The sequence below is a fragment of the Aeromonas sp. S18(2024) genome (genome assembly GCF_041402525.1).
Taxonomy (GTDB): domain Bacteria; phylum Pseudomonadota; class Gammaproteobacteria; order Enterobacterales; family Aeromonadaceae; genus Aeromonas; species Aeromonas enteropelogenes.
Genome location: NZ_JBGLQV010000003.1, coordinates 267,542 through 283,796, shown reverse-complemented (window position 1 = coordinate 283,796; position 16,255 = coordinate 267,542). Strand labels below are relative to the sequence as shown.

Here is a 16,255-nt window from a genome sequence, read left to right as displayed (position 1 = left end):
GTTGGCGGTTGTTAGCGCTGACGTTCGTTGTGGTTAACGCTGACGCTCCTGAGCGCGCAGCTTGAGTTGTTTTGATTGCACATGCAGGCTGGCGCGTACCAGCAGCTCACGGTCATCTTCACGGATCCGCACATAGTCGAGCACCACATGGTTGCCGTGCTCGCCCCCCTCGACCTGCTTGACCTGACCATAGCAGTAGATGGCGGCCGCCTCGTCGCGCAAGAAGATCTTGAGGCGCACTATCTGGTGTGGCTGAGGGACATCGCCATGGCCGTGGTAGGGGTGCAGATAGGTGAGCTGGCCGGCACCGAAACGCAGGGTGTGGAAGCGCTGCTCGGGATGATCCTGCAAGGAGAGGACATAGCTCATGATCATGTCGATCTTGCGGGATTGCTGATTGACGATCTCGAGGAGGTCGTGCATCGAATCATTCTGGTTGCGCAGCAAGCGGGTGGTCACCAGATCGATGGAGGTGATGGCCGAGGCGATCCGAAAGGGCTCCGGCAGCTCAGCGTCCAGCTCCTCCAGTGAAGGCAGCTGAAAGTCGGCCGGCATGGGGATCACATTGACCGGCGTGGCATGAGTGACGCTGAAGAACTGTTCCTGCATGGAGGCTATCCCTTGTTGTCATAGACGGTTTCCCTTTATTATCCGGTATCTTATTTTGTTGGCAACGTACATATCCTTGAAGACCGGACTTTTTCAGCCCCTTTCGCTGGCCATCGGCCTGCGTTATGCAGGCTCGAAGCGCAGCAACCGCTTCGTCTCATTTATCTCCCTGTTTTCCACCTTTGGCATCGCCATCGGAGTCGCGGCTCTGATGGTGGTTATTTCGGTGATGAACGGTTTCGAAGGCCAGCTCAAGGGGCGCATCCTCGGGGTGATCCCCCACGTGGTGGTCACCAATCAGGCCGGCCGCATCGATGCAGCGCCCCAGGGCCTGCCGGATCTCGCCAAGCTGCCCCATGTGGTGGCCACGGCCCCCATGCTCGACAGCGAAGGGATGCTGCAAAGCCCCGGCCAGTTGACCGGGGTGAGTGTGCAGGGGATCGATCCCGCCCGCTGGCCCAAGGGGGATATCCTTCACAGCCAGATGCTGGGGGGGCGCCTCGATACCCTGCAGGCCGGTCAATACCGGATCGTGCTGGGGCAGGGGGTGGCTCGTCGCCTCAACGTCTCCATCGGTGACCAGGTTCGTCTGATCCTGACCGAGGGAACCCGCTTCACCCCGTTTGGTCGTGTCCCGGCCCAGCGCCTCTTCACCGTCTCCGGTATCTTCGGGGTCGGGGCCGACGTGGACAACCAGATCGCCCTGATCGCGCTGGGGGATGCCCAGCGCCTGTTGCGGCTGCCGATAGAAACGGTCGGTGGCATTCGCCTCTGGCTCGATGATCCTTTCGCTGCCGATCAGGTGATCAAGACCCCGCTGCCCGACGGTCTGCAGTGGCAGGATTGGCGCCGTGAGCGGGGCGAGCTGTTCCAGGCGGTAGCTATGGAAAAACGGATGATGGGGCTGATGCTGGTGCTGATCATCGCGGTCGCCACCTTCAACATCCTCTCCGCCCTGGTGATGGTGGTCACCGACAAGGAAGGGGAGGTGGCCATTTTGCGCACCATGGGCATGAGCGAGACAGGGATAGTCAAGATCTTCATGGTGCTTGGCGCCTCCAGCGGGGTGATCGGCGCCCTGTTTGGCGCGCTGGCTGGATTGGCCCTGACCCTGGGACTCAACCCGCTGCTCAATGCCCTCGGGCTCAACCTCTATATGGCGGCGGGCGGCAGTGGCCTGCCGGTGATCGTGGAGCCTGCCCAGGTCATCACTATTTTGCTTGGGGCTGTACTGCTCAGTTTCAGCGCCACCCTCTATCCTGCAGCCCGTGCGGCCAGAGTGAAGCCGGCCGAGGCGCTGCGTTATGAATGATTCATCTTCTATTGTGATTGCCGGTGTGGTCACTGGTGTAAGTGGAGCCCCGTTTATGAATGAAGCCCTGTCCTGTGAGCCTCTGCTGCGTTGCCAGGCCCTCAACCATGTCTATAAAGAGGGCGAGCTGGAGACCCAGGTCCTCAAAGGGATTGATCTCTGTGTTGCCCCCGGCGAGATGCTGGCGGTGGTGGGCAGCTCGGGGTCGGGCAAGACCACCTTGCTGCATTTGATGGGAGCGCTCGACAACCCCTCCAGCGGCGCCGTGCTGTTCAAGGGGGAGGATATTCACCGCTGGGACAGCCGTACCCAGGCGAGATTTCGCAACCGCGAGCTGGGGTTCGTCTATCAGTTCCACCACCTGCTCTCCGAATTCAGCGCGCTGGAAAATGCCGCCATGCCGCTGCTCATCGCCGGCGAGTCGGTGGCGGTGGCCACCGAAAAAGCGACCCGCATGCTGGGTCGGGTGGGGCTCTCCCACCGTCTGCACCATCGCCCCTCCGAGCTCTCCGGCGGCGAGCGCCAGCGGGTGGCCATAGCCCGCGCCCTGGTCAACGAACCGAGTCTGGTGTTGGCGGACGAGCCCACCGGCAACCTAGATCACGCCAGTGCCACCGCCGTTTATGAGTTGCTCTGTGAACTCAACCGCGAGCTTGGCACCGCGTTTGTGGTGGTGACCCACGATTTGAGCCTGGCGGCCAAACTCCATCGCCGGGTGACCCTGGTGAGCGGCGTGATGGCGGAGGTTGCCTGATGTTCAAACCGCTGCCCCTCTTTCTGGGCCTGCGCTACAGTCGCTCCCGTCGTCGCAACGGGTTTATCGCCTTTATTTCGGCCTCGTCTCTCATCGGTATCGCCCTCGGGGTGATGGCGCTGATCCTGGGGCTCTCGGCCATGAACGGTTTCGAGCGCGAGCTCAAGAACCGGGTGCTCTCCGTGGTGCCGCAGGGGGAGCTGGATGCCGTCGAGCGGCCGTTGCCGGACTGGCCCCGTCTGCGCGATTACCTGCTGGCTCAGCCAGGCGTCGAGGCTGCGGCACCGGTGATCCGCATGAACGGCCTGCTGGAGCACGGCACTGCCCTTAAAGGGGTGCAACTGCGCGCCGTGCTGCCGGAGCTTGAGGCCAATTTGTCGGATGCGGGCAAATACATGACGGGACGAGGCCTTCGCGATCTGCAGCCCGGCGAGCGAGGGGTCATTCTCGGCAAGACCATCGCCGACAAGCTGGGGGTTAACATTGGTGACTCGGTCGCCCTGCTGTTGCCCCAGGGCGGGGATGATGCGGGCATCAAGAATCCCAGACGGGAAGCCCTGACGGTGGTGGGACTGCTCGAAATCGGCGGCCAGCTCGATGGCCTGCTCGGTTTCATGCATCTGGAAGATGCCCAGGCCATCACCGACATGGGGAGCGGCGTGGAGGGGTTCAGCCTGCGGGTGAGCGACGTGCTCAAGGCGCAGTCCATCACGGTGGCCGCCGCCCAGCAGTTCCCCTACCACGTCTACATTCGCAGCTGGATGAACAGCCAGGGTTACCTCTATCAGGACATCCAGATGGTGCGCACCGTCATGTATGTGGTGATGCTGATGGTAGTGGCGGTGGCCTGCTTCAATATCGTCTCCACCCTGGTGATGGCGGTGAACGAGAAGCGCAGCGAAATCGCCATCCTGAAGACCATGGGGGCCAGTCCCGGTCAGATCCGGCTCACCTTCGTGATTCAGGGCATGGTCAATGGGGTGGCGGGGGCCTTGCTGGGGGCACTGCTTGGCGGCCTGCTCTCCAGCAAGCTGACCCAGATCATGAGGGTCATCGAGAGCGTGATCGGCCATCGTTTCCTCAACCCCGACATCTACTTCATCGACTTCCTGCCCACCGAGCTGCATATGCAGGATCTGGTGATCGTGACCAGTGCCGCCATTCTGATGAGCCTGGTGGCGACCCTCTATCCCGCCTGGCGGGCGAGTGGACTGGTGCCGTCCCGCGAGCTGGGCCACTGATCCCAAGCCTGTGTGAACGAAAGTGAAAAGAGAAGGGCCCGCCGGTGCAAACCGGCGGGCCCTTTGTCTATCGGGGTGTTTGATGCTCAGTGGGCGTTCAGCTCATCGAGCGGCAGGGAAAAGCTGGCCACGAAGGTGTCGATAAAGTAGCGCATCTCCTCGCTCATCCGCGCCTCCAGCATGGCCTCGAGGCGTTTTCTGGCCGGTTCGAACTCCCGGTTGCCAGCGTTGATCTCCTCCAGACACTTGGTATAGGCGCAGAGGGTATCGGCATCTTTCACCAGTCTGGTAAGCTCGCCGTCCTGGGCACCCGAGTCCAGCAGGGGGCGAAAATCCTCCACCAGTTCCGGGGGCAGCATGGCGAGCAGGCGCTGTTCGGCGGCCAGTTCTATCTTCTTGTATTCGCGGGCGATCTCGGGATTGAAATATTTGACCGGGGTGGGCAGATCGCCGGTCAACACCTCGCTGCTATCGTGATAGAGCGCCATCACTGCGGCGCGATCCGCATCCACCTGGCCGCCAAACAGGCGGTTTTTGATGAGCCCCAGGGCGTGGGCCACCATGGCCACCTGCAGGCTGTGCTCGGCGATATTTTCGGACTGGATATTGCGCATCAATGGCCAGCGGTAGATGAGCTTCATGCGGGCGAGATTGGCGAAAAAATGGCTGGGTAACATGATGAGCCTCGGCAACGGACAATGAAAAAGGGCAGACCCTAGTCTGCCCTTTTTTTCGCTGGCAGGCATCGCCTGCTCCTGCTTTTTACCAGCTTCAGCGGATATAACGGCCCGATTCGGCCTCCTGGTTGGTCACTATCATCTGGCCGATGGGGGCCAGGCTGATCAGGGCCAGCTTGAGGTGCTGGATCCCGAACGGGATGCCGATGATGGTGACGAAACAGGCCAGCGCCGAGGCGATGTGGCCGATGGCCAACCAGACGCCGATCAGCACGAACCAAAGGATGTTGCCAATCAGGCCCATGGTCCCGGTACCGATGTCACTTAGTCCCGTCATGGTCTTGCGGTTGACCGCCTGCTTGCCAAACGGGAAGAAGGTGAAGGTGCCGATGACGAAACAGGCGCGTCCCCAGGGGATACCGATGAGCGATACGAAACAGAGCAATCCGGCCAGCCACCAGGCCAGTCCCATAAAGATGCCCCCCAGTACAAACCAGAGCAGATTGAACAAGAAGCGGAAAAAGGCCATGTGGTCACTCCAGATACATCAATTTGGCAGCCACCATAGCGAGGGAGGGCAGGGGACGCAATCATTGATTGGTTTCATCCTTATTTGACCGGACAATCCGGGTCGTGACTGTGGCAATCATCGGTTGGCGGTTTTCTATTTCCTAGAAAATGTGCAACAAATCGGCATTCGAATGAAAAAAGGTGAGCAAACGCAAAATTATTGCCACTTGCCGGTTGAAGTCGGGCCAGGTTCTCCCCATATAAAGGGCAGTTTTGCACGAATTGTGCTTGCACTCAGCCCAATCCGGGGGATGTGTGGCTCGACTCGACCAAAGTGCGCCGCTATAATGCCGCGTCATATTTTCTCATCACAAAGACATATCGTTGTCTTTATAAACAGGAAGACTCCGGGCTTTGCCCAGGGGCAATAAAGGGTCAGCACACAGTGCTGAGTTGAACGAGGTAGAAGAATGCAAGTTTCTGTAGAGACAACCCAGGGTCTGGAACGCCGTCTTACCATCACCGTACCGGCCGCTACCGTTGACGCCGCCGTGCGCAAAGAATTGAATGGCCTGGCCAAAACTCGTCGCATCGACGGTTTCCGTCCTGGCAAGGCTCCGGTTGCCATCATCAAGAAGATGTTTGGCGCCATGGCTAACGCCCGCGTTGCCGATGAAATGATGCAGAGCAACTTCATCAAGGCCATCATCGAGAACAAACTGAGCCCGGCCGGTGCCCCGACCATGGATCCGAAAGAGATCAAAGAAGGTCAGGATTTCGAGTTCACCGCCACTTTCGAAGTGTACCCGGAGTTTGAAGTTGCAGGCCTCGAGTCCATCAAGGTAGAGAAGCCGGTTGCCTCCGTGAAGGATGAAGATCTGGCCAACATGATCGATACCCTGCGCAAGCAGCACGCCACCTGGTCCGAAGTTGATGCCGCTGCCGCCAACGGCATGCGTGTCACCATGGACTTCGTGGGCTCCATTGACGGTGAAGAATTCGACGGCGGCAAGGCCGAAGGCTTCAACCTGGTACTGGGCGCCGGTCGCATGATCCCAGGCTTCGAAGACGCCATCATGGGCAAGAAAGCGGGCGACGAGTTCACCATCGACGTGACCTTCCCGGCTGACTACCACGCCGAAAACCTGAAAGGCAAGGCCGCCAAGTTCGCGTCCAAGCTGCACAAGGTTGAAGAGCAGATCCTGCCCGAGCTGACCGAAGAGTTCGTCAAGCGTTTCGGCATCGAAAGCGGCAACGTTGAAGAGCTGAAAGCCGAAGTGCGCAAGAACATGGAGCGCGAACTGGCTCAGGCTCTGAAAAACAGCGTGAAAGAGCAGGTACTGAACGGTCTGGTTGAAGCCAACCAAATCGATCTGCCGAAAGCTGCCGTTGCCCAGGAAATCGACACCCTGCGTCAACAAGCTCTGCAGCGTTTCGGTGGCTTCCAGGGCGGCAACGCGCCGGAACTGCCGGCCGAGCTGTTCCAGGCTCAGGCCGAGCGTCGTGTACGCGTAGGCCTGCTGCTGGGTGACGTGATCCGCACCAACGAGATCAAGGCTGACGACGCTCGCGTCAACAGCATCATCGAATCCATGGCGACCGCCTACGAAGATCCGAAGGAAGTGATCGAGTACTACCAGAAGAACGAGCAGATGCTGAACGGCGTTCGTAACCTGGCTATCGAAGATCAAGCCATCGACCTGATCCTGTCCAAAGCGCAAGTGACCGAGAAAGAAGTTGCCTTTGACGAAGTGATCAACAAGTCTGGTGCCGCTGCCTAAGAACATTTGACTTAAGGTCAAGACTGTTAAGTATAATGGCTCGTGTGATCTCCACTCGGGCCATTTTATTTTAGGGACAATGCCTTATGTACAAGAACTATAACGATGTGACCGATTCTCCCAGCAATGCGCTGGTGCCCATCGTGGTCGAACAGACCGCCAAGGGTGAACGTTCCTACGATATTTACTCCCGTCTGTTGAAAGAGCGGGTGATCTTCCTGACCGGTCAGGTCGAAGATCAGATGGCCAATCTGGTGGTGGCGCAGTTGTTGTTCCTTGAGTCCGAAAATCCGGACAAGGATATCTACATCTACATCAACTCTCCGGGTGGCTCGGTGACTGCCGGCATGTCCATCTATGACACCATGCAGTTCATCAAACCGGACGTCAGCACTGTCTGCATGGGCCAGGCCTGCTCCATGGGGGCCTTCCTGCTGGCAGGTGGTGCCAAGGGCAAACGCTTCTGTCTGCCCAACGCCCGCGTGATGATCCACCAACCGCTCGGCGGCTTCCAGGGCCAGGCGTCTGACATTCAGATCCATGCCCAGGAGATCCTGAAGATCAAGAATACCCTGAACGAACGACTGGCCTTCCATACCGGTCAGGACATGGCTACCATCGAACGTGACACCGATCGTGACAACTTCATGTCTGCCGAGCAGGCGGTGGCCTACGGTCTGGTTGACGGTGTCCTGAGCCAGCGCGGCTGAGCAGGGAATTCCGGTATGTTGTAAACTCAACAGGCCGTCCTCTATTGATAAAACGAGGTTGCTGAATGACAGAGAAACGCAAGGGTGAGGGTGATAAGCTGCTCTACTGCTCTTTTTGCGGCAAAAGCCAGCATGAAGTGCGCAAGCTGATCGCTGGCCCTTCCGTCTATATATGTGATGAGTGTGTCGAGTTGTGCAACGACATCATCCGCGAGGAGATCCGCGAGATCTCTCCCAAGCGCGATGGTAACGAGCTGCCAACCCCTCATCAGATCCGTGCTCATCTCGATGACTATGTGATCGGGCAGGAGTACGCCAAGAAGGTGTTGGCAGTTGCCGTCTACAACCACTACAAGCGTCTGCGCAACAGCGGCGAAAACAGTGGTGTAGAGCTTGGCAAGTCCAACATCCTGCTGATCGGCCCGACCGGTAGCGGCAAGACCCTGCTGGCTGAAACCCTGGCTCGTCTGCTGGATGTCCCCTTCACCATGGCCGATGCCACCACCTTGACCGAAGCCGGTTACGTGGGTGAGGACGTGGAGAACATCATCCAGAAGCTGCTGCAAAAGTGCGACTACGATGTGGAAAAAGCCCAGCGTGGCATCGTCTACATCGACGAGATCGACAAGATCTCCCGCAAGTCAGACAACCCCTCCATTACCCGCGACGTGTCCGGGGAAGGGGTACAGCAGGCCCTGCTCAAGCTGATCGAAGGGACCATCGCTTCCGTGCCGCCCCAGGGTGGTCGCAAGCATCCGCAGCAGGAGTTCTTGCAGGTCGATACCTCCAAGATCCTCTTCATCTGCGGCGGTGCCTTTGCCGGTCTGGACAAGGTGATCGAGCAGCGCTCCGTCAAGGGAACCGGGATCGGTTTTGGTGCCGAGGTGAAATCCAAGGATGCCAAGGCTACTTTAAGCGAGACCTTTGCCAAGGTGGAGCCGGAAGATCTGATCAAGTATGGTCTGATCCCCGAGTTCATCGGCCGTCTGCCGGTGGTCGCGACCCTGACCGAGCTGGACGAGGCTGCCCTCATCCAAATCCTGCAGGAGCCGAAGAACGCGTTGACCAAGCAGTACGCAGCCCTGTTCGATCTGGAAGGGGTCGAGCTCGAGTTCCGTGAAGATGCACTCCACGCCATTGCCCGCAAGGCGATGGAGCGCAAAACCGGTGCCCGTGGTCTGCGTTCCATCGTGGAAGCCGTGCTGCTCGATACCATGTATGACCTGCCTTCCCTGGAAGGGGTCAGCAAGGTGGTCATCGACGAGACCGTGATCAAGGGGGATTCTGCGCCCCTGATGATCTACGAAAATCCCGAGACCCAGGCAGCCGCATCAGAATAACTGTCTGATTTTTAATCAAATGAAAGGGGCTTTTTGCCCCTTTCATGCTTTTTACGGTTTCGGCGATTGAATCTCGTCTAAGCGCCCCCATATACTCAGCCAAGCGCTTTGCCAACGGTATAACAAGCCGAGAGGACATATATGAACCTAGAGCGTTCAGAACGCATCGAGATTCCCGTCCTGCCTCTTCGTGACGTGGTGGTTTACCCCCACATGGTCATTCCACTCTTTGTGGGGCGGGAAAAATCCATTCGCTGTCTGGAAGCGGCCATGGAGCAGGACAAGAAAGTCCTGCTGGTGGCCCAGAAGGATGCGTCAACCGATGAGCCGACGGTGGAGGAGATTTTCTCCGTCGGGACAGTGGCCAATATTCTGCAGATGCTCAAGCTGCCCGACGGCACCGTCAAGGTGCTGGTAGAGGGGGGCCAGCGTGCTCGCCTGGAGCGGATGATCGACGACAAGAATTTCTTTGTCTGCGAGGCCCAGTACATTCCCTCAAAAGCCATTGACGACAAGGATCAGGAAGTCCTGGTTCGCTCGGCCATCGGTCAGTTTGAAGGTTATATCAAGCTCAACAAGAAGATCCCGCCCGAGGTGCTCACCTCGATTTCGGCGATCGATGATGCGGCGCGCCTGGCTGATACCATGGCCGCCCACATGCCGCTCAAGCTCGAAGACAAGCAGAAGGTGCTGGAAATCGTCTCCGTCTCCGAGCGCATCGAATTCCTGATGGCGATGATGGAGTCGGAGATTGACCTCTTGCAGGTCGAGAAACGCATCCGTACCCGCGTCAAGAAGCAGATGGAGAAGAGCCAGCGAGAGTACTATCTCAACGAGCAGATGAAGGCCATCCAGAAAGAGCTGGGTGAGCTGGAAGACAGCCCGGATGAATTCGAAGCCCTCAATCGCAAGATTGAAGAGGCCGGCATGCCCGCCGACGCCCGCGAGAAGGCTCAGGCCGAGCTTGCCAAGCTGAAGATGATGTCACCCATGTCGGCGGAAGCCACCGTCGTGCGTAGCTACGTCGACTGGATGGTGCAGGTGCCCTGGAAGGCGCGCTCCAAGGTCAAAAAAGATCTTGGCAAGGCGCAGGAGGTGCTGGACGCCGATCACTATGGCCTTGAGAAGGTCAAGGATCGGATCCTCGAGTATCTGGCGGTACAGGCGCGGGTGAACAAGCTCAAGGGCCCGATCCTCTGTCTGGTTGGCCCTCCCGGTGTCGGCAAGACCTCCCTGGGTCAGTCCATCGCCAAGGCGACCGGTCGCAAATACGTGCGTATGGCCTTAGGGGGCGTGCGTGACGAGGCGGAGATCCGCGGTCACCGTCGTACCTACATCGGCTCCATGCCCGGCAAGCTCATCCAGAAAATGGCAAAAGTTGGCGTGAAGAACCCGCTGTTCCTGCTCGACGAGATCGACAAGATGAGCTCGGACATGCGCGGCGATCCCGCCTCTGCGCTGCTGGAAGTGCTGGATCCGGAGCAGAACAACAGCTTCAACGATCACTATCTGGAAGTGGATTATGACCTGTCGGACGTGATGTTCGTGGCCACCTCCAACTCCATGAACATCCCGGGTCCGCTGCTGGACCGGATGGAGGTGATCCGTCTCTCCGGTTACACCGAAGACGAGAAGCTCAACATCGCCAAGCAGCACCTGGTGGCCAAGCAGATCCAGCGCAACGGCCTGAAAGAGTCCGAGATTACCATCGAGGATTCCGCTCTGATTGGCGTTATTCGTTATTACACCCGCGAGGCGGGGGTACGTAGCCTGGAGCGCGAAATCTCCAAGATCTGTCGCAAGGCGGTCAAACGCATCCTGCTGGACAAGAGCATCAAACATGTTCTGGTCAACCAGGAGAACCTCAAGGAGTTCCTCGGGGTTCAGCGCTTTGACTACGGCAAGGCGACCGATCAGAACCAGATTGGTCAAGTCTGTGGCTTGGCGTGGACTGAAGTGGGGGGCGATCTGCTCACCATCGAAACCACCAATATGCCGGGCAAGGGCAAGCTCACCTACACGGGGTCTCTTGGGGACGTGATGCAGGAGTCCATCCAGGCGGCCATGACGGTGGTGCGGGCTCGCGCCGAGAAGCTCCGCATCAATGCAGACTTCTACGAGAAGCGCGACATCCACGTGCACGTGCCAGAAGGGGCGACCCCGAAAGATGGCCCGAGCGCAGGTATCGCCATGTGTACCGCCCTGGTCTCCAGCTTGACCGGCAATCCGGTTCGTGCCGATGTGGCCATGACTGGGGAGATCACCCTGCGGGGTGAGGTACTGCCTATCGGTGGTCTCAAGGAGAAGCTGCTGGCAGCCCATCGTGGTGGCATCAAGCGCGTGCTGATCCCCAAAGAGAACGAACGGGACCTCGAGGAGATCCCGGCAAACGTCAAACAAGACCTTGAAATTTATCCGGTTCGCTGGATTGACGAGGTGTTGGAACTGGCATTGCAGGACAATCCGCAAGGGTTTGAACGGGTTTCTACCCTGTAAATGTTGATGCGCCGCAAATTTGGCGCATTCAGGCGGTGGTTAAGGCTTGCATGCGTCCGGCAACGGAAGTAGCCTTGACCACCGATCGGGTACTCGTGATGAGTCGCAATGCGTTATGTGGCGCGGGTTTGCGCCAGATTGTCACTTGCAACTGGTCAGGAGGCTTGCTATAAAACCTCCACTTGTTGTGGCCAGGGAAATCAGCGCCGCAGCGGTGTTCGATAATAGGGGAAAATAAGAGTGAATAAATCTCAACTGATTGACAAGATTGCAGACGGTGCCGATATCTCCAAAGCTGCTGCTGGCCGTGCGTTGGATGCCTTCATTGATGCTGTTGGTGAAGCCCTGAAAGAGGGTGACCAGGTTGCCCTGGTTGGCTTCGGTACTTTTGCTGTTCGCGAGCGTGCTGCCCGTTCCGGCCGTAACCCGCAAACTGGCGCGACCATCGAAATCGCTGCTGGTAAAGTTCCTGCCTTCAAAGCCGGTAAGGCACTGAAAGACGCTGTTAACTAAGCCGGACGCTGATATACGTCGGCTACCGTCCTTGGTCGCAGACCAGACAAGTTAGAGAGTCTTCTCTCATACTGATTGACCAAGGCGCATCGCAATCGGTGCGCCTTTTTATTATTTACGCCCATCGAGTTCGGGAGCATAAGTACAAACATGATGTTGGATAAACTACGCGAAGGGGCGCAGGGCAAGGTAGCCAAGGTTATCTTGGGCCTGATCATTCTCTCCTTTGCCTTGGCTGGTGTAGGCAGCTACCTGAACGGCCCGGCCCGTACCGCCCCCGCTACCGTCAATGGCACGGATATCAGTGCTGCCGCACTGGAAAATGCCTACCGCAACGAGCGCGCCCGCATGGAATCCCAGATGGGAGAAGCCTTCAGCCAGCTGGCCGCCAACCCCGAGTACATGAAACAGTTCCGCCGCGGCGTGCTGGACCGTCTGATCGATCAGGCGCTGCTGGACAGCAAGGCCCATGAACTGGGTCTGCGAGTCAGTGACGAGCAGATCAAGCAGGCTATCGTCGCCATGCCCGAGTTTGCCGAAGATGGCAAGTTCAACAATGACCGCTACCTGCAACTCATCCGCCGCGCCGGCATGACCCCGGAGATGTTCAGCGAGTCCCTGCGCCAGGACATGGTGCGCCAACAGTTGATGGGTGCCCTGGTCGGGACCGAATTTACCCTCAAGGGGGAAGCCGAGCAGATCGACAAGCTCTACAACCAGACCCGTGATCTGCGTCTGGTGCGTCTGGCTGCCGCCAACTACATGGGTGATGTCCAGGTCTCCGACAACGAGCTGGAGCAGTTCTACAAGACCAATAGCGCCCGTTTCATGAACGACGAGCAGGTCAAGGTGGACTATTTGCTGCTGGATGCTGCCAACCTCGGCAAAAACATCAAAGTGTCCGAGCAGGATGCCCAGGATTACTACGATCAGCACCAGGATCTGTTCCAGCGTCCCGAGCGTCGCCAGGTTGCCCACATCCTGATCCCGTTTGGCAAGGATGAGAAGGCGGCCGAGAAGCAGGCCGACGAGCTCCTGGCCAAGGCCAAGAGTGGAGAAGACTTTGCCGCGCTGGCCAAGGCCAACTCCTCCGACACCTTCTCCGCCAAGAAGGGCGGTGAACTGGACTGGTTCGAAAAAGGGGTGATGGATCCGGCGTTTGAACAGGCTGCCTTTGCGCTGACCAAGGCAGGCGATCTCTCTGGCGTGGTGAAGAGCCCGTTCGGTTTCCACATCATCAAGCTGCTGGCGGTTGAACCGGCCCAGACCAAGCCGTTTGCCGATGTGAAAGAAGAGACCATCGCCCGTCTGCAAACCGACAAGGCCAAGGAGCAGTTCTTCGCCGAGCAGCAGAAGATGGCTGACAGCAGCTTCGAGAACCCGGACTCGCTGGATCTGACCGCCGACGCCATGGGCATGAAGGTGGTGTCTTCCGACTATTTCAGCCAGGTCAATGCCCCGGCTCCGCTGAACGATCCCAAGGTGCTCTCCGTGGCCTTCTCCGAACAGCTGCGCGATGACAACACCAACTCCGACGTGATCGAACTCTCCGATGGCAAGGCGCTGGTGCTGCATATCACCGGTTATCAGCCGAAAGCGGCCAAGCCGCTGGCCGAGGTGAAAGATCAGGTGATTGCCGCCATCAAGCACGACAAGGCGAGCGAAGTGGCCCGTGGCAAGGCACAGAGCCTGCTGGAGAAACTGAAAGCCGGCGACGACATCAAGGCTGATCTGGCGGCGCTTGATCTGAAGGTCGAGACCCACAAGGGGATTGCCCGCTTCGATCGCCAGCTGGATCAGAACCTGGTTGCCCAGGTGTTCATGCTGCCCCATCCGAAAGATGGCAAGCCGAGCGTGGCGCTGGTTACCGAGACCAACGGCGATCGCGTGGTCGTCGCACTGGACAAGGTGAATGTCCCGGCGGCGCCGTCCCAGATGGTCAGTCTGCTGCAAGGCCAGCTGGGTCAGGGTCGGGCACAGGCCGATTACAAGTCCCTGATCGAAGAGCTGCGCAAATCAGCCAAGATCGAGTACTTCACCAGCGTGGAAGCGACCGTCGAGTAATCGACAAGATACTCCCCATATTGCAAACGGCTCCTTGATGGAGCCGTTTTGTTATCTGCCATTCACCAATTGATGCAATCGGCCTACAGGCCAGCATAAAAAAACCGGCATCGAGTGCCGGTTTTGACTTTTATCTGCCGAGCAGAGGAGGGGATTATTGTACGCCCTGAGTGCGCAGGTAATCCTCGTAGGTACCGCCAAAGTCGCGGATGCCATCCTCGGTCAGTTCCAGGATGCGAGTCGCCAGGGAGGAGACGAACTCACGGTCGTGGGAGACGAAGATGAGAGTCCCTTGATAGAGCTCCAGCGCCATGTTCAGCGATTCGATTGATTCCATGTCCAGGTGGTTGGTCGGCTCATCCATGATCAGGATGTTGGGGCGCTGCATCATCAGCTTGCCAAACAGCATGCGGCCCTGCTCACCACCGGAGAGTACCTTGACCGGCTTCTTGATGTCGTCCTGGGAGAACAGCAGACGACCGAGCACGGAGCGCACTGCCTGTTCGTCTTCGTTCTCCTGTTTCCACTGGGCCATCCAGTCGAACACGTTGAGATCGGTGTCGAAGTCTTCGGCGTGATCCTGCGCGTAGTAACCGATCTGGGCGTTTTCAGACCATTTGACGGTGCCGCTGTCCGGCGCCAGATCGCCTACCAGGGTTTTTATCAGGGTGGATTTACCGATACCGTTGGTACCCAGGATGGCGACCTTCTCGCCCACTTCCAGCATCATGTTGAGGCCCTTGAACAGGGGATCCTCGCCATAACCCTTGGAGACGCCTTCCACTTCCAGAATATTGCGATAGAGCTTTTTGTCCTGCTCGAAGCGGATAAAGGGGTTCTGGCGGCTGGAGACCTTGACGTCCTCAATCTTGATCTTGTCGATCTGCTTGAGGCGGGAGGTCGCCTGACGGGACTTGGAGGCGTTGGCGCTGAAGCGTGACACGAAGGACTGCAGATCGGCGATCTGGGCTTTCTTCTTGGCGTTGTCGGCCAGCAGGCGCTCGCGCGCCTGGGTGGCGGCCAACATGTAGTCGTCGTAGTTGCCCGGGTAGACCCGCAGCTCGCCGTAATCCAGATCCGCCATGTGGGTGCAGACGGAGTTCAGGAAGTGACGGTCGTGAGAGATGATGATCATGGTGCTCTCGCGCTCGTTCAGTACCTGCTCCAGCCAGCGAATGGTGTTGATGTCCAGGTTGTTGGTCGGTTCGTCCAGCAGCAAGATATCGGGATTGGAGAAGAGGGCCTGGGCCAGCAGCACCCGCAGCTTCCAGCCCGGCGCCACGGCGCTCATGGGGCCGTTGTGCTGCTCCAGCGGAATGCCGACACCCAGCAGCAGCTCGCCGGCGCGGGCTTCGGCGGTGTAGCCGTCATATTCGGCGACCAGCCCTTCCAGCTCGGCAGCCTTCATGTAGTCTTCGTCGGTGGCCTCCAGGTTGGCGTAGATGGCATCGCGCTCGGCGATGGCGGCCCACAGCTCGGTGTGGCCCATCATGACCACGTCCAGTACGCGCATCTCTTCGTAGGCGAACTGATCCTGACGCAGCTTACCGATACGCTCGTTGACGTCCAGGCTCACATTACCGCCGCTGGGCTCCAGATCGCCGCCGAGGATCTTCATAAAGGTGGACTTGCCACAGCCGTTGGCGCCGATAAGGCCATAGCGGTTGCCGCCGCCAAACTTGACGTTGATGTTCTCAAACAGCGGCTTGGCGCCAAACTGCATGGTGATGTTATTGCTGCTTAACAAGGTAGGTGTCCCGGTTGGTCTGTCAAATGGCGCGCATTATGGCACAAATCCCTCGAAAGTTTTAGCAGGAACTGTGATCTTGATCGGTCTGGAGAGGGGCGAGGCGACATGATGTCAGCATAACGCCGCTGTCGGTCTTGGACAGATGCAGATGGCCACACATATTGTGTCGCCAGGGACTTCCCCTCATGGCCGGATTATTAATGACAACTCCCGCGTATGCATGTTTAACGCAGATATCCTACCGAGAAGCAAATTCAACCTGTTTCAGGGGGAAAGTAATGCTCATTTGAAAATAGTCAAAAGTTGTCGCGTCTCAAATCATAGTTTTTTTTCAGCGTATTGCAAAATCAAATAATGCTATTCGAGTCACAGGATTGTGCGTTATCTCTTTGACTATTATTATCTCGAACATATGGTTGCTCGAAATATAATTAAGTGAGTTTTTTGGGGGTATATGAACTATACGGCTAATAGCCAGTCGATATATTCATCCATCTT

Annotated in this window: 13 protein-coding genes; 9 read left to right on the top strand and 4 right to left on the bottom strand. The window is 58.1% G+C overall.

Annotated features, from left to right (window positions below):
- Positions 1-33: 33 nt before the first annotated feature.
- Positions 34-609 (bottom strand): PilZ domain-containing protein, encoded by a 576-nt coding sequence (locus ACB034_RS07505; RefSeq protein WP_026458638.1) that lies wholly within the window; start codon positions 607-609, stop codon positions 34-36.
- 76 nt (positions 610-685) lie between these two features.
- Here ACB034_RS07505 and ACB034_RS07500 point away from each other — a divergent pair, with 76 nt between their 5' ends.
- From ACB034_RS07500 to lolE, 3 genes are read left to right on the top strand one after another with little or no spacing between them, the layout of a single operon-like run.
- Positions 686-1,921 (top strand): lipoprotein-releasing ABC transporter permease subunit, encoded by a 1,236-nt coding sequence (locus ACB034_RS07500; RefSeq protein WP_216992203.1) that lies wholly within the window; start codon positions 686-688, stop codon positions 1,919-1,921.
- A gap of 55 nt (positions 1,922-1,976) precedes the next feature.
- The gene (gene lolD, locus ACB034_RS07495) at positions 1,977-2,675 is read left to right on the top strand and encodes a lipoprotein-releasing ABC transporter ATP-binding protein LolD (RefSeq protein WP_042029164.1); all 699 of its coding nucleotides are present in this window, start codon (positions 1,977-1,979) and stop codon (positions 2,673-2,675) included.
- A complete protein-coding gene (gene lolE / locus ACB034_RS07490) occupies positions 2,675-3,916 on the top strand; it encodes a lipoprotein-releasing ABC transporter permease subunit LolE (protein WP_216992204.1) in 1,242 nt (413 codons plus the stop codon). The genes lolD and lolE overlap by 1 nt, the downstream gene beginning before the upstream one ends.
- 86 nt (positions 3,917-4,002) lie before the next feature.
- Here the strand turns inward: lolE and yfbR are convergent, their stop codons facing one another.
- Entirely contained in the window at positions 4,003-4,593 is a 591-nt protein-coding gene (gene yfbR, locus ACB034_RS07485; protein WP_216992205.1) for a 5'-deoxynucleotidase, read from the bottom strand.
- A 94-nt stretch (positions 4,594-4,687) separates the two neighbouring features.
- A complete protein-coding gene (locus ACB034_RS07480; protein ID WP_026457099.1) occupies positions 4,688-5,122 on the bottom strand; it encodes a YccF domain-containing protein in 435 nt (144 codons plus the stop codon).
- A 451-nt stretch (positions 5,123-5,573) separates the two neighbouring features.
- Between ACB034_RS07480 and tig the strand changes: the two genes are divergently transcribed.
- The 6 genes from tig to ppiD all read left to right on the top strand — a co-directional run bounded on the left by tig (position 5,574) and on the right by ppiD (position 14,007).
- Complete coding sequence (gene tig, locus ACB034_RS07475; RefSeq protein ID WP_026457098.1) at positions 5,574-6,884, top strand: trigger factor; 1,311 nt, start codon at positions 5,574-5,576, stop codon at positions 6,882-6,884.
- Between the two features lie 86 nt (positions 6,885-6,970).
- On the top strand, positions 6,971-7,594 hold the full coding sequence (gene clpP, locus ACB034_RS07470; RefSeq protein WP_042029161.1) for an ATP-dependent Clp endopeptidase proteolytic subunit ClpP: 624 nt from the start codon (positions 6,971-6,973) through the stop codon (positions 7,592-7,594).
- 65 nt (positions 7,595-7,659) lie between these two features.
- The gene (clpX, locus tag ACB034_RS07465; protein WP_026457097.1) at positions 7,660-8,934 is read left to right on the top strand and encodes an ATP-dependent protease ATP-binding subunit ClpX; all 1,275 of its coding nucleotides are present in this window, start codon (positions 7,660-7,662) and stop codon (positions 8,932-8,934) included.
- A 141-nt stretch (positions 8,935-9,075) separates the two neighbouring features.
- The gene (lon, locus tag ACB034_RS07460) at positions 9,076-11,430 is read left to right on the top strand and encodes an endopeptidase La (RefSeq protein ID WP_371172498.1); all 2,355 of its coding nucleotides are present in this window, start codon (positions 9,076-9,078) and stop codon (positions 11,428-11,430) included.
- 240 nt (positions 11,431-11,670) lie between these two features.
- Positions 11,671-11,943 carry a nucleoid-associated protein HU-beta gene (hupB, locus tag ACB034_RS07455; protein ID WP_005315375.1) on the top strand — a complete coding sequence of 91 codons (273 nt, stop codon included), beginning with the start codon at positions 11,671-11,673 and terminating at the stop codon, positions 11,941-11,943.
- A 150-nt stretch (positions 11,944-12,093) separates the two neighbouring features.
- Positions 12,094-14,007 (top strand): peptidylprolyl isomerase, encoded by a 1,914-nt coding sequence (ppiD, locus tag ACB034_RS07450; RefSeq protein ID WP_042069563.1) that lies wholly within the window; start codon positions 12,094-12,096, stop codon positions 14,005-14,007.
- A 154-nt stretch (positions 14,008-14,161) separates the two neighbouring features.
- Here the strand turns inward: ppiD and ACB034_RS07445 are convergent, their stop codons facing one another.
- On the bottom strand, positions 14,162-15,754 hold the full coding sequence (locus ACB034_RS07445) for an ABC-F family ATPase (RefSeq protein WP_371172497.1): 1,593 nt from the start codon (positions 15,752-15,754) through the stop codon (positions 14,162-14,164).
- Positions 15,755-16,255: the final 501 nt, after the last annotated feature.